General features: G+C 40.1%; 15 protein-coding genes. 8 read left to right on the top strand and 7 right to left on the bottom strand.

Annotation, left to right across the window (positions count from 1 at the left end; all coding sequences use genetic code 11):
• Positions 1 to 260 precede the first annotated feature (260 nt).
• Together MN200_RS07585 and MN200_RS07590 are read left to right on the top strand one after the other, a co-directional pair.
• The gene (locus MN200_RS07585; RefSeq protein ID WP_004696942.1) at positions 261 to 947 is read left to right on the top strand and encodes a response regulator transcription factor; all 687 of its coding nucleotides are present in this window, start codon (positions 261 to 263) and stop codon (positions 945 to 947) included.
• Positions 944 to 2842, top strand: a complete 1899-nt coding sequence (locus MN200_RS07590) for a 7TM diverse intracellular signaling domain-containing protein (RefSeq protein WP_242760479.1) — start codon at positions 944 to 946, stop codon at positions 2840 to 2842. The genes MN200_RS07585 and MN200_RS07590 overlap by 4 nt, the downstream gene beginning before the upstream one ends.
• Positions 2843 to 2868: 26 nt before the next feature.
• Here MN200_RS07590 and MN200_RS07595 read toward each other — a convergent pair whose 3' ends face one another.
• Complete coding sequence (locus MN200_RS07595; RefSeq protein WP_242760481.1) at positions 2869 to 4035, bottom strand: cupin domain-containing protein; 1167 nt, start codon at positions 4033 to 4035, stop codon at positions 2869 to 2871.
• Between the two features lie 193 nt (positions 4036 to 4228).
• Here MN200_RS07595 and MN200_RS07600 point away from each other — a divergent pair, with 193 nt between their 5' ends.
• Positions 4229 to 4651, top strand: coding sequence for a hypothetical protein (locus tag MN200_RS07600; RefSeq protein WP_242760483.1), 423 nt, complete (start codon positions 4229 to 4231; stop codon positions 4649 to 4651).
• A gap of 114 nt (positions 4652 to 4765) precedes the next feature.
• On the opposite strand, the gene MN200_RS07605 is transcribed toward MN200_RS07600, so the two are convergent.
• Complete coding sequence (locus tag MN200_RS07605; RefSeq protein WP_178927958.1) at positions 4766 to 5359, bottom strand: Maf family protein; 594 nt, start codon at positions 5357 to 5359, stop codon at positions 4766 to 4768.
• A complete protein-coding gene (locus MN200_RS07610) occupies positions 5356 to 5742 on the bottom strand; it encodes a DUF2237 domain-containing protein (protein WP_004696950.1) in 387 nt (128 codons plus the stop codon). The genes MN200_RS07605 and MN200_RS07610 overlap by 4 nt, the downstream gene beginning before the upstream one ends.
• 139 nt (positions 5743 to 5881) lie before the next feature.
• Between MN200_RS07610 and MN200_RS07615 the strand changes: the two genes are divergently transcribed.
• The 4 genes from MN200_RS07615 (at position 5882) to MN200_RS07630 (ending at position 9607) form a co-directional block, all read left to right on the top strand.
• Entirely contained in the window at positions 5882 to 7072 is a 1191-nt protein-coding gene (locus tag MN200_RS07615) for a phosphoglycerate kinase (protein WP_242760485.1), read from the top strand.
• A 149-nt stretch (positions 7073 to 7221) separates the two neighbouring features.
• Positions 7222 to 7497 (top strand): hypothetical protein, encoded by a 276-nt coding sequence (locus MN200_RS07620; protein ID WP_004696954.1) that lies wholly within the window; start codon positions 7222 to 7224, stop codon positions 7495 to 7497.
• Positions 7498 to 7618: 121 nt separating this feature from the next.
• A complete protein-coding gene (gene fba, locus MN200_RS07625) occupies positions 7619 to 8656 on the top strand; it encodes a class II fructose-bisphosphate aldolase (RefSeq protein WP_004984718.1) in 1038 nt (345 codons plus the stop codon).
• A gap of 93 nt (positions 8657 to 8749) precedes the next feature.
• Positions 8750 to 9607: a DMT family transporter gene (locus MN200_RS07630; protein WP_058869695.1), complete on the top strand. Its 858-nt coding sequence runs from the start codon at positions 8750 to 8752 to the stop codon at positions 9605 to 9607.
• On the opposite strand, the gene MN200_RS07635 is transcribed toward MN200_RS07630, so the two are convergent.
• Both MN200_RS07635 and nfsB read right to left on the bottom strand, forming a co-directional pair.
• Positions 9567 to 9800, bottom strand: a complete 234-nt coding sequence (locus tag MN200_RS07635; RefSeq protein WP_081313246.1) for a hypothetical protein — start codon at positions 9798 to 9800, stop codon at positions 9567 to 9569. The two genes, MN200_RS07630 and MN200_RS07635, sit on opposite strands and share 41 nt — an antisense overlap.
• Positions 9801 to 9900: 100 nt before the next feature.
• On the bottom strand, positions 9901 to 10554 hold the full coding sequence (gene nfsB, locus MN200_RS07640; RefSeq protein WP_058869694.1) for an oxygen-insensitive NAD(P)H nitroreductase: 654 nt from the start codon (positions 10552 to 10554) through the stop codon (positions 9901 to 9903).
• Positions 10555 to 11144: 590 nt separating this feature from the next.
• On the opposite strand from nfsB, the gene MN200_RS07645 reads away from it, so the two are divergent.
• Positions 11145 to 11372, top strand: coding sequence for a hypothetical protein (locus tag MN200_RS07645; protein ID WP_010326805.1), 228 nt, complete (start codon positions 11145 to 11147; stop codon positions 11370 to 11372).
• 62 nt (positions 11373 to 11434) lie between these two features.
• On the opposite strand, the gene MN200_RS07650 is transcribed toward MN200_RS07645, so the two are convergent.
• Positions 11435 to 12154, bottom strand: coding sequence for a UDP-2,3-diacylglucosamine diphosphatase (locus tag MN200_RS07650; RefSeq protein WP_058869693.1), 720 nt, complete (start codon positions 12152 to 12154; stop codon positions 11435 to 11437).
• A gap of 118 nt (positions 12155 to 12272) precedes the next feature.
• Positions 12273 to 12782: a peptidylprolyl isomerase gene (locus tag MN200_RS07655; RefSeq protein WP_004696971.1), complete on the bottom strand. Its 510-nt coding sequence runs from the start codon at positions 12780 to 12782 to the stop codon at positions 12273 to 12275.
• Positions 12783 to 12932: the final 150 nt, after the last annotated feature.

A 12932-nucleotide genomic window follows, 5' to 3' on the forward strand; every position in this document is an offset into this window, starting at 1 on the left:
GCCAAGTCTCTGTTTCATCTACAAGTAATAAATTGTTGTTACGCCCGTTATTATTTGCTGTGGGAATTCAATATTAAAATTATGGATAAATTTCATACAGATTGATATCTTTCAGAATTTAAAGTATATAAAATGAATATGAATAAGCGCTTATTGTTCAAAAGAAAAAATTATAAATTACTTACTTCTAGGGATAGGTTAGGCCAAGCTTGCATCGGTATAGTGTGGTTGAAGAATGATAAGAAAAAGGGGAAGCTTCAGTGAAAAATAAGGAAACTGTTTTGCCTGCACCTGTTTTAATCGTGGAAGATGAAGCCATGATTCGCTCGCGCCTAGATCTGATCCTGTCGGAGCTGGGCTATAGTCAAGATATGCTGATTTTTGCTAAAAATTTAGCTGAAGCCATGCAAATCATTGCATCACAACCGATTTCTTTAGCCTTAGTTGATTTAGGTTTGCCCGATGGGAATGGTATTACCTTAATTGAAAAACTTAGAGAGATAGACGAAAGCGCCTTAATTCTGGTGATTTCGGCATGGAGTACACAGCAAAGTTTATTTGCCTCGATTAAGGCAGGAGCGAATGGCTATGTACTGAAAGAACGTGATGATGCTGAAGTGCTAATGTCGATACGGAGTATTTTGCGCGGCGGAGCGCCGATTGATCCCTTTATTGCTCGCGAAATTTTAAATCAAATCTCAACCTCAAATACCCCCCAAACTGAGCGTGTAGAGCAGTTGGATGGTCAGGACTATGATCAACTGACCAATCGAGAAACTGAAATTCTAAACTTGGTGGCACAAGGCCTGAGTAACCGCGAAATTGCTGAGCAATTATTTGTTTCGCGCTATACCGTTGAAAGCCATATTAAGCATATTTACCGCAAGCTTTCTGTTTCAAAAAGAACCAAAGCAGTCAGTACTGCGCGTTCTTTAGGTATTTTATGAGAAATGGCTGGCTGAGCATTTTTGTCACACTGTGTTTGTGTGTGCTTAGTTTTGCCAGTTCCGCACAAACGAACTTTGCTGTTAGTCCAACCTGTAAAGTGAATGTCGATAAAATTTCTGCGGTGAAAACAAGTTCTATCGATGTTGTTCCGAAGACGGGATGGGTAGAGGTTAAAAACCCTGACGTGTGGACAGAACGCTGGCCACATTACGATGGCGGCGTTTGGTACCATTTTAATTGGCATTGGAGTTGTAACGACAGTAATGAACTGAAGCAGCCTTTAGCATTTTCTGTGGAAGGCATGAGTAGCGCAGGCGCTGTTTTTTTTAATCGAAACCTGCTTTGGAAAGATAAGCATTTAGTTGAACCCCTATCAAAAAGTTGGAATACTCCGCGTTTTTGGATCCTTCCTGTCGAAAGCTTAAAACAAAAAAACAATGACATTTGGGTCTATGTGGTTGGTAATAGTTATGAAAGTCCGGGTTTAGGCAAACTAGAATTTTCTGATATCACAACAGCATATGATAAACAACAAAAACGAATTTGGAATAAAAGGGCGCTGTTTCAAGTCAATTTAGTCATTTCCACCACCTTAGGTTTGGTGTGCTTTGTCATTTGGTTTTTTAGACGCAATGAAACGACATTTCTGTGGTTTTCTGTTAGCTGTTTGTTTTGGGTCTTGTTTATTTGGAATGTCATCAACCGAGAAGTGTTTCCATATCCAAACTCCTTGTGGGTCATGAAAACTAACCTGACTTTTTTTGTTTTATACAATGTTTGCTTTTGCATTTACTTGCTGCGTTTTGTGAAGACAAAGTTTGCTGAGTCAGAGAAAACCTTATTTTTAGTTGCTGCAGTGTGTATTGTCACCATCTTGTTTATCCCGAGCTTGATGGTCAATATCGTATTTGCTGTGATTTTCCTGTTGTGTATTGCTTTATTTATCGCATCGTTTTGCTTTGTGATTTATCGCGCCCATAAAACCAAGCGCCGTGATTATATTTTGTTGGCCGTTTGCTTAAGTGTGATTCTTATCGTCATGCTTTACGATATTTCACTACTTTTTGATGGGCATATTAATGACCATCAGCCTTTGTCGCCGTATACCTCACCGGTGATCACTTTTTTTATTGTGATTATTCTTGCAACACGATTAGATAAAAATATTAAAAAGATACAAAGATTTAATACTGAGCTTGAGCAGCGGGTAAGCTTTGTGACCAGTAATCTGTCCTCTAGTTTATATGCTCGACATCAATTAGAGCTTGAAAATGTCCGTCTACAAGAGCGTATTCATTTAGCGCATGATTTGCACGATGGCTTAGGTGCATCCTTGGTTCGCTCCATGATTTTGGTGGATCAGAGCTCCAGCACCATGTCGAATCAACAATTTTTATCCATCCTCAAATTGCTTCGAGATGACTTAAGACAAATTATTGACAGCGGTTCCTTGACCAATAACAAAACGCCAGATAATCCAGTGTTATGGATTGCTCCTGTTCGGCATCGGTTTAGCCAGATCATGGATGAGTTGGACATTGAGGCGACTTGGAGCATTCCAGAGGCATGGGAAATACAACCGACAGCACTACAATGTTTGACTTTAATTCGTGTGCTTGAAGAAAGTTTGACCAATATTATGAAGCACAGCCAAGCACGGCATATTGATGTAAAAATGTATTATCCAAGTACAACTCACCTAGTCATGATTATTCAGGATGATGGCGTAGGTTTTAATGTGGAGTGTGTGCTTAACCACGGGATGGGCATTGGTATGCGCAGTATGAAAATGCGTTTAGAAAAAATTGGTGCTGAGCTTAATATCGAATCTGAAAAAGGCTGTACTAAAATTATTGCCAGTTTAAGGTTTGGTGAGGGAGAAAGTGCTGAGTAGATGAGATTCCTCAGCACTTGGTTTGCTTAAGCTTCGTCAGGTGGGAGTAGCATTAAGACGGATTCGTTCATCAGTATTACAATGTCTTCTAGAATATCGGCATCATATAAGCTTTCATCAAGTAACAGTGCTTCACCATCTGCTAAGTTCTTAAGTAATGGTGCAAATTGCTCTGAAATGCATAGCTCTTCACCATTGGCCCAAAATAAGAATTCATCTTCATCGTGGGTATAAAGTAGGCGAGAAGCAGGTTCTAAGATCAGCTGATAGCCTTGGTCTAAAATACCTTCTAGATCTCCTGTGCCAATTTCTTCAGCTTCAGGAATATTTTCAGGGTATTTCGGCTCTGACATCAAGGTCATAATGGCATCTTCAAGCAAAGTTGAATTCTGTAGCTGCGCCAAAATTTCTGCTTTTAAATAATCCAATTCGTTTTGTGTTAATTGACCGATCGGACTTTGTTGGTCACGGACAATATCGAGCAAAGGATTACGCAGTAGCGCGTTATCAGACAGTTTGTCGCCTACACGGTCTACCATGTCGGTGACGTTTGGCATACGGAAGCCAAAAGAGAAGGTCAGACAGTCATCTTCGGCTACACCATAATGTGATAAACCCGGTGGTACATAAAGTAGATCACCTGGTGCTAATACTTCGTCAAAATGTACGTCAATTTCAGGCAGTAATTTTAAAGGTTGACCTGCAACAATCTCAGATTCAGCATCGCACATTTGACCCAACTGCCAACGACGATGACCATAACCTTGAACTAAAAAGACATCGTAAAAGTCAAAATGCTTTCCGACAGAGCCACCCTTAGGCGCATAAGACACCATGATGTCATCACGGCGCCACTGTGGAATAAAAGGAAATTTTTTCCACAGTGCTGCTAAGTCAAAAGAGTAGTGATCTACGGCTTGAACCAATAAAGTCCAGAGTTTTGGCATCTTTTGGAAATCAGCTTTTAACAGCGGTGAAGACTTTACCGACCACTGATTTGGGTCACGGTCTTTTTGTTTGATGAGACGAGCTGTGACATTTTCATCTAAAGCCAGTTCCATAATATCGCTAGGTTCTAAAATATTGATAATTTCAGGCAACGCGTTGCGGACCAATAATGGCTTTTTTTGCCAATATTCGGCAAGGAATTGTTCAGCTGTAATACCGCCAAGAACATCAAGAGATTGGGACATGAAAATAGCCTAAGCAAATTTAAAACAATATTGTGACTATTGTCTTATGATCGAAGGCCTATGCGCAAGTATCGTTAGATTTATTTAAATGCGCTTGGTTGATTTAAATAAATTAAGTTTGTCTCAGTCGTTATGATTGCAGGCATCAAAATTTTTACAGCATAATAGGTCTAAAATATAGTGAAGAAAAATAATGTTAAGTAAAGAAGATGCCGAGAAAATGGCGAATGAGATATTGCAAAAAGAAAGAGAGAAAAGTCAGTCCAAATTAGCGAAAAAATCATCCTCAATCGATAGGATATATAAAACAAAAAATTTGGCTAAGGTGCCGCAATATCAGCATATCTTACTTTTTAGACAAGCCGAAAGTCTCGCTGAAGATCATCCACTATATAATAAAATGTGGTATGGCTATTTGGTATTGGCGTTGTTATTTGTCAAATATCTCTTTAGACAGAGGGAAAGTGTGAGTAGCTTTGCTCCTAATAATATTGGTCTATTTTCATTTCTTATTCTTTTTATGCTGATTACGCTATACCGTAGTTTATTAATTAGAATGTACTTTAAACGACTCATTCAAGCTTATCTCTCAGCAAGTTCGTCTAAAAAGCTTTGAGCGATTGGTCATAATTATATTCATGCTGTTGTTACATTTAATGCTCAAAATTGAACGGCAACATCTGCTGCTGTTCAATTTATTGAGGAGCCAACTAAAAATACTGCTACAGAATTAAGGCACAAGCACTTTTAATTCACGCAGAATATGACACAACTGAATCATAGGCATACCCATCAATGTAGTTTGATCTTGTCCTATCATTTGTTCAAATAAGCTGATACCAAGGCTTTCACACTTGAAGCTTCCAGCACACATCAGTGGTTGTTCAACTTCAACATAACGCTGAATTTCAGGCAGTCCCAGTTTACGGAACTTAACTTTATAGTGCTCAACCAGACTACGTTCAAAACCTGTTGAATGTTGCTGCACGCTGAGTGCGGTACTGAAGTAGACAATCTTGTCCGAATTGGCCTGTAGCTGTTTAATGGCTTTTTCAGTACTCAATGGCTTCCCAATAAAAATATCGGGTGCACCTTCACGCCATGCCACTTGATCTGAACCAATCACGATTGCTTCAGGATTTTGTGACGCAATGACATGCGCTTTTTCAAAAGCCAGTCGCTTGGCTAAATCATCGGCGTGGCTTTCACCACGAGGCGATTCGTCTATATCAGGGACAACGCAGCGGTAGTCTAGACGTAAACGGTTCATGAGGTCTTTACGAGTTTGACTGCTTGATGCCAAGATAATTTCTGAAGTATTCATTCGACTGCATATTCCATAAGCACATTCAGCGGGACATAGGACAGTACAGCTTGATGGCAAGCTTGAACTTTAACAGGAGGCGCAAAACCGGCCTGATATGCTTCTACCCAACGGGTCACACAAATACACCAAAAATCGCCAGGTTGTAGACCTGGAAAGTCAACTTCAGGTACGGGGGTAATGAGATCATTACCCACTCGCTGAGAAAAATTTAAAAACTCAGAGGTCATTTCGACACAGATCGTGTGTTGTCCCAAATCGGAAGGTGCTGTATGACAAAAACCATTACGGAAATAACCCGTGATCGGGGAATAACAACAGCTGGATAAAGGTTCACCCAAAACGTTTAAACGGTTTAGATTTGGATCAGGATGAATAGACATAAGTGCTAAATCTAGTGAGACTTTTCACTATGATAGCAAAACTTTGCCTTTCGTTTGCTTTTCTGCAAAAGAAGCTAACCTTTTTCTGCATAATCATTTAAAATCGACGCGATTTTTATATATAGAAAGAGAGCTCTACATGAATTTTCAGCGTATGACTGACCTCGATTTAACGGGTAAACGTGTTCTTATTCGTGAAGATTTAAACGTTCCTGTTAAAAATGGTGTGATTACAAGTGATGCACGTTTACGTGCCGCTTTACCAACAATTAAAGCAGCGTTAGCACAAGGCGCAGCCCTAATGGTTTATTCTCACCTTGGTCGTCCAGTTGAAGGTGAGCCAAAACCAGAACAATCATTAGCACCTGTTGCTGCGTATTTGACTGAAGCATTGGGTCAAGACGTTCAATTAGTGACGGACTATCTCGATGGCGTTGACGTTACAGCAGGTCAAGTGGTACTCCTTGAAAACTGCCGTTTTAACGCAGGTGAAAAGAAAAACAACCCAGAACTTGCGGCAAAATATGCAGCACTTTGCGATGTATTTGTGATGGATGCATTCGGTACAGCGCACCGTGCAGAAGCATCAACTGAAGGCGTGGCACGTTTAGCGAAAGTTGCGGCGGCTGGTCCTTTATTGGCAGCTGAGTTAGACGCACTTGGCCGTGCATTACAAACACCTGAAAAACCAATGGTTGCTATTGTTGCAGGTTCTAAAGTATCGACTAAGTTAGATGTGTTGACATCACTTTCTGATATTTGTGATCAATTGATTGTGGGTGGTGGTATTGCCAATACGTTCTTGGCAGCAGCAGGCTTCAATGTCGGTAAATCATTGTGTGAAAATGATTTGATCGATACAGCAAAAGCAATTGCGGCAAAAGTTTCTGTACCGCTTCCAACGGATGTTGTCGTGGCAGATGCTTCTGAAATCGATTTTGCAGACTTCTTAGGTTCATTGGCAGCAGCAAAAGCTGTCGTGAAAAAAGTTGAAGATGTGACTGACAATGACATGATTTTGGATGTAGGTCCAGAAACAGCAAAAGCATTTGCAGACATTCTAAAAACGTCAAAAACGATTCTTTGGAATGGCCCAGTGGGCGTATTTGAAGTTGATCAATTCGGCGAAGGCACAAAAACTTTATCTTTAGCAATTGCTGAATCTGCTGGCTTCTCTATTGCAGGTGGTGGTGACACTTTAGCTGCTATTGATAAATACGAAGTTGCAGACAAAATTGGTTATATCTCAACCGGTGGTGGAGCTTTCCTTGAGTTTGTCGAAGGCAAAACACTTCCCGCAGTTGCAGCGCTAATAGAGCGTGCACAATAATTATTGTGTGCTCATGCTGTTGTAAAAAGGTTGACTTCGGTCAACCTTTTTTTATGAGCTTAACAAATCTATTCATCATTCAGTCATGAAAATGAAATAATGCTGAAATAAACTACAGGGCATTAAATCATCTGTTCTAGGAAAACATTATGAATTTAAAAATGACCCTTGCTGCACTTTTGTTAGCACCATTGGCACTGACTGCTTGTAAGAAAAATGAAGCACCAGAGCAAACCGCTGCGGCATCTGAAACAGCAGCAGTTGAAGAAGCTGTAACTGCTGAACAACAAGCGGCAATTGATGCGATTGATCAGCCAGAGTTGGATGAAAAGAACAAAGACATTCCTGCTGAAGTTGCAAATGCACCAGCAGATGCTGCAACAGCAGATCCTGCGGTAGAGGCTTCGGCAGCTACAGCACACTAAATACACGCGAATTTCGTAAAAAGTCCCTGCAATTGCGGGGATTTTTTTTAAATAGTGTTATTTGTTGCTGAATTGAAACCTTTGAGCATGTAGAATATGTCGCATCAACTGGGAGGACATTATGGCTCTTATTTCATTGCGCCAGCTCTTGGATCACGCCGGCGAACATGCTTACGGCGTACCAGCATTCAACGTAAACAACTTAGAACAAATGCGCGCAATCATGCTTGCAGCAGATGCGACAAATTCACCTGTTATCGTACAAGCATCAGCGGGTGCGCGTAAATATGCAGGTGCTCCATTCTTACGTCATCTTATTTTGGCTGCAATTGAAGAATGGCCACATATTCCAGTGGTAATGCATCAAGACCATGGTACAGATCCAGACGTTTGCCAGCGTTCAATTCAATTGGGCTTCTCATCTGTGATGATGGATGGTTCATTGGGTGCAGACGGTAAAACACCAACAACGTATGAATACAACGTTGATGTAACACGTCGTACAGTACAAATGGCGCATGCATGCGGTGTTTCAGTTGAAGGTGAAATCGGTTGTTTAGGTAGCCTTGAAACGGGTATGGCAGGTGAAGAAGATGGTGTAGGCGCTGAAGGTGTTCTTGATCATTCTCAACTTTTAACTTCAGTTGAAGAAGCACGTCAGTTTGTTGCAGATACCAATGTAGATGCACTTGCAATTGCGGTGGGTACTTCACACGGTGCGTACAAATTTACGCGTCCACCTACAGGCGATATTTTGGCAATTGACCGCATTAAAGAAATTCATGCGGCGCTTCCAAATACCCACCTTGTCATGCACGGTTCAAGCTCTGTACCACAAGAATGGTTAGCGATCATTAACCAGTACGGCGGCGACATCAAAGAAACTTATGGTGTTCCTGTTGAGCAATTGGTTGAAGCAATCAAGCACGGTGTTCGTAAAATTAACATCGATACAGACTTGCGTTTAGCATCGACTGGTGCAATGCGTCGTATGATGGCTGAACAACCAAGTGAATTTGACCCTCGTAAATTCTTCGCGAAAACTGTAGATGCAATGAAACAAATTTGTGTTGACCGTTATGAAGCATTTGGTACTGCGGGTAATGCCGATAAGATTCGTCCAATTTCTTTAGAGAAAATGGTTGATCGTTATAAATAATTCTTTTTGAATCATTTATATTGGAAAAGCCCACCCTGATGTGGGCTTTTCTATGTGTGTTTATATTCGAAGCGACAATAATAAGAGTGTGCTATGGAACTGATATTTGCTGCGGCCTGTTGTAGTGTGGTGGTCTCCATTCTTTTAAAATGGGGCAAAAACAAAGGATTTGATCCGATCCAGATGATTAGCTGGAACTATGCTTCAGCCAGTTTGCTGTGTTACTTCTGGTTTAAACCTGATCTAAGCCACGTTTCTATTTCAAATACTCCGTGGTGGCTGATTATAGCGCTTGGTGTCTTGTTGCCGAGTGTATTTTTATTTTTAGCTAAATCTTTACAATATGCAGGCATTGTCAAAACAGAAATCGCACAGCGTTTGTCGGTGATTTTATCTTTATTGGCGGCTTATTTTATTTTTCAAGAACAGTTTAGTCAGCTCAAAATTGTCGGGGTAGTCTTGGGGCTTGCCGCCGTGATGTGCATTTTATTTACCAATGCCTCTGGTGGTGGAGAAGGTCAAAAACAGGCTGTGTGGTATTTAGCACTAGTCTGGTTTGGTTATGCGCTGATTGATGTCTTGCTTAAATATACAACAGGGTTGGGTGTGCAGTTTTCCGTTGCGTTAAACCTGATGTTTATTTGTGCATTTTTGCTGTCAGTCAGTTATGTTGCCGTGACTACGAAAAATATCGGCTTAACCAAGAACGTCATGGCAGGTTTATGTCTTGGCGTGTTGAACTTTGCCAATATCGCACTGTATGTCAAAGCTCATCTGCTACTCAAGGATAGCCCAGCGGTGGTTTTTGCGGGCATGAATATTATGGTGGTGCTGTTAGGCGTATTCAGCGGACTACTTTTCTTTAAAGAGAAGCTCAAACTCGCAACAGCAATCGGATTGGTGTTGGGTATCACAAGCGTGGCTTGTTTAGCTTACGCAATGTCTGTTTAAAATAGTTCTGCACAAAGGAAAAAGGGTGTTTGAGCAGATCTTCAATTACTGCAATTCCTAATAACAGCCCTGGTTGCTCACAACTGGGGCAATCGGGATAGTGAGGGCGCATGATATGTTGATACTGACCTAAATAGATTTTATTACAGTGTCCACATTCAAATTCCATCGGCATATTGGGCTTAACAGACATCAGCAACCTCACTATTTTTGTTTTGACATTAAACATGATAATGCAATTTTCAGGCCCAAAATATAAAAGGGACTAAAGTCCCTTTTATATACAAATAGCATTACAGCTGCGTGAAAATATCTTCTTTGCTTAAACGAGACTTTGGCAATTTTGCATTAAAGTCGGCATCACTACGATAGCCTAGTGTAAGCAATACAGAAGGGATTAGACCTTGTTCGGCTAAACCTAGCTCTTCACTAATAATGGATTCATCAAAACCACCAATCGGTGTAGCATCAATTTTTTCAATACCTGCAGCCAATAGAATTTGACCTAAAGCAATAAAGGTTTGGTTCTCCGCCCAACGCTGCACATCACCTTTTTCATTGCGGTAATAGTTGACATAACCTAAGCGACTGTCTTTTTGGCCTTGCTTAGCGGCATCATCTTTAAAACGACCATGTAGGTCATCTTGATGCAATAAATTTTCCAAATGTTGCTCAGAAATATCGGCTTTGGTGCAAAATAAAATTGTATGTGATGAATCTAGCACTTTGGGGGCATTGTATGCGTATTTTCCTACCAGCGCTTTTGCAATTCGCTCTTTGGCGTTTGTGTTTTCTGCAATGAAGAAGTGCCAAGGCTGGATGTTAATAGACGATGGTGTTAAGCGAAGAATTTCTAATAATCGAGTAAACTGTTCATGAGGGATCTTTCTATTTGGGTCATAAGCTTTGGTGGTATAACGGCTTTTTGAAATATTTAGCAGATCCATAATCGCACTCGATTTATTGTTGATGTCTCATTCTAACCGATGAAAGGAGACTTGTGATCAAGCTACAATCCGAACAGACTTAGATTTTAGTTGAATATGTGTACCAGCGGAATACGCATTTAAGCGCCTGTGATGATAGCTATAAATAGATCTAGCCCTAAGTAATAGGATGACATGACATGGTTTTGGCACTTTTGTGAGGATGTATTTAATTAGTATATAGGTCAGGATGTCTATGCATGCTTTCAAAGTGCGGATAGCTCAACACAAAATAGAAGAACAAGTCCTAGTATTTGGTGGTGGTGAATAAAGTATTTACATGAAAAGTTTTTTATTTCAAACAGATAAAATAATAAAAAAGTCATACTATTAAAAAATGGGCTACTTTTGCTTAAATCTTGACAACCTAGTATAATGCAGACTACGAGTAGGTATTGTTCCTGCTTTTCTATGATATAGCTGATTGTGATCTATCTGAGTTCAAGCATATGACTTGAATATCATCATTGTAACTACAGAATTATTATTCAAAACCCGTTTTATTAATCTCTTTGTTCCATCACAAAAAGCTCACTTAGTGAGTTAAAATTTTGACAACTTTAAATACATGGCGTGTTGCTACAGCCGTAAATGGTAGTGAAATCAATGTAAAATTGGTGCCACTTAAACGTCAACAGAATACAAATCAGGGTTTAATCTGGGTTGAAGTGGGGCATATGATTCAACTTGAATCTGGCGAAACTCTTCCAATGAACTTAGATGGTTTGAGCTTTTATACCGGTGTTAATCAATTGTATCGTCTAAATGAGTTGAACTAAGGCGATAAGTACTTGAGTTAAGCATTATGTGTAATATTGATTGGTATAGTCAAAAAATGGCATTAATACTGCCATTTTTTTAATACCAAATTTTGTAGATGATCATTCGCATTAATTTCTAAAATCTGAGCGGAATCTTCTTTCCAGTCACCAAGTACAATTCTCTTTTTCCCATCGACATCATGAATATTTGCGCGGTGGGTATGTCCGTGAACTAGTAAATCAACATTGCTTAATGCAGATTGAACTGCGCTTGGGTTAACATCCATGACTTCATAAGTTTTAAACTGTTGTGCTTGACGACTTTTTTTACGGAAGCCATTGGCCAGTTTTTGTCTAAAGCCAAGCGGTGTACTTTTTAAAAATTTTAGCAGAAGTGGATTACGGATAATTTTACGAAAGCGCTGATAGGATACGTCGTCCGTGCAAAGTAGATCACCGTGTTCAATACGAATGGTGTAATCTGAAAGTTTGAGTGTACAAACTTCAGCTAATAGTTGGCCATTAAATTGGTCGAGGAACTGTTGTCCTAGGGCAAAATCACGGTTACCTGTTAAGAAATAGATGTGATTGCCTGCATTTGAAAATTGTTTTAAGGCGCGAATGATTTCATCTAGCCAAGGGGCTGTGTAGTCGTCGCCAATCCATGCATTGAACCAGTCGCCTAAAATATACAGCTGAGTATTCTTGTTTTTATAAGTATCTAATAAATCTAAAAACCCCCGAACGAGTCGAGGGTGATCGGGTGACAAGTGTAAATCAGCGATAAACAAATAGGTCACGGAAGTTTCCTTTTAAAAATCCCTCCCGACCTCCCTTTAAAAAGGGAGGGTAACCTCATATTCGAATGAGAGTCTAGCTCCCTCCTTTATCAAAGGAGGGCTGGGGAGGATTTAAAAATTACTCAGAAATGATCTTAGCAGATTCAATCACAACGTTTTCTAGTGGAACATCAGCGTGGTAGCCACGGTTGCCAGTACGAACGCCTTTAATTTCGTTTACTACGTCTAGACCTTCAGTTACTTTACCGAAAACTGCATAACCCCAACCTTGTGCATTTTTGCCAGAGTGGTTAAGGAACGAGTTGTTACCCACGTTAATAAAGAACTGAGCAGATGCAGAGTGAGGTGCTTGTGTACGTGCCATTGCAATTGTACCAAGGTCATTGGTTAAGCCGTTATCAGCTTCGTTTTCAATTGCATCACGTGTTGCTTTTTCTTTGAAGTTTTCATCCATACCACCACCTTGGATCATGAAGCCATCGATCACGCGGTGGAAAATTACGCCGTCATAGAAACCGTCACGTACGTATTCTAAGAAGTTAGCAACAGTAATTGGTGCTTTTTCGTTGTTAAGTTCAAGAACAATACGACCTTTATTGGTGTTTAATTCGACTTGAGGAAAACTCATTGTGTAATCTCCTAATCATGGACATCAAAGCCATGGGTTTTTTGGTTGTGAGAAGCATAAGCAAACTGTAAACTACAAGGCAAGTAAAAACGTTATTTTCTTTGTAAAATAGATCAAATATCGTTTAAGGGGCTGTAAAATATTCATAAA

The sequence above is a fragment of the Acinetobacter sp. LUNF3 genome, assembly GCF_022699605.1.
Lineage (GTDB): Bacteria > Pseudomonadota > Gammaproteobacteria > Pseudomonadales > Moraxellaceae > Acinetobacter > Acinetobacter johnsonii.

Excerpts from the sequence above, each read along its gene's own strand:
- MN200_RS07590 (WP_242760479.1), top strand. The coding sequence starts at position 944 with ATGAGAAATGGCTGGCTGAGCATTTTTGTCACACTGTGTTTGTGTGTG.
- MN200_RS07595 (WP_242760481.1), bottom strand. The coding sequence starts at position 4,035 with ATGTCCCAATCTCTTGATGTTCTTGGCGGTATTACAGCTGAACAATTC.
- MN200_RS07600 (WP_242760483.1), top strand. The coding sequence starts at position 4,229 with ATGTTAAGTAAAGAAGATGCCGAGAAAATGGCGAATGAGATATTGCAA.
- MN200_RS07605 (WP_178927958.1), bottom strand. The coding sequence starts at position 5,359 with ATGAATACTTCAGAAATTATCTTGGCATCAAGCAGTCAAACTCGTAAA.
- MN200_RS07610 (WP_004696950.1), bottom strand. The coding sequence starts at position 5,742 with ATGTCTATTCATCCTGATCCAAATCTAAACCGTTTAAACGTTTTGGGT.
- MN200_RS07615 (WP_242760485.1), top strand. The coding sequence starts at position 5,882 with ATGAATTTTCAGCGTATGACTGACCTCGATTTAACGGGTAAACGTGTT.
- MN200_RS07620 (WP_004696954.1), top strand. The coding sequence starts at position 7,222 with ATGAATTTAAAAATGACCCTTGCTGCACTTTTGTTAGCACCATTGGCA.
- fba (WP_004984718.1), top strand. The coding sequence starts at position 7,619 with ATGGCTCTTATTTCATTGCGCCAGCTCTTGGATCACGCCGGCGAACAT.
- MN200_RS07630 (WP_058869695.1), top strand. The coding sequence starts at position 8,750 with ATGGAACTGATATTTGCTGCGGCCTGTTGTAGTGTGGTGGTCTCCATT.
- MN200_RS07635 (WP_081313246.1), bottom strand. The coding sequence starts at position 9,800 with ATGTCTGTTAAGCCCAATATGCCGATGGAATTTGAATGTGGACACTGT.
- nfsB (WP_058869694.1), bottom strand. The coding sequence starts at position 10,554 with ATGGATCTGCTAAATATTTCAAAAAGCCGTTATACCACCAAAGCTTAT.
- MN200_RS07655 (WP_004696971.1), bottom strand. The coding sequence starts at position 12,782 with ATGAGTTTTCCTCAAGTCGAATTAAACACCAATAAAGGTCGTATTGTT.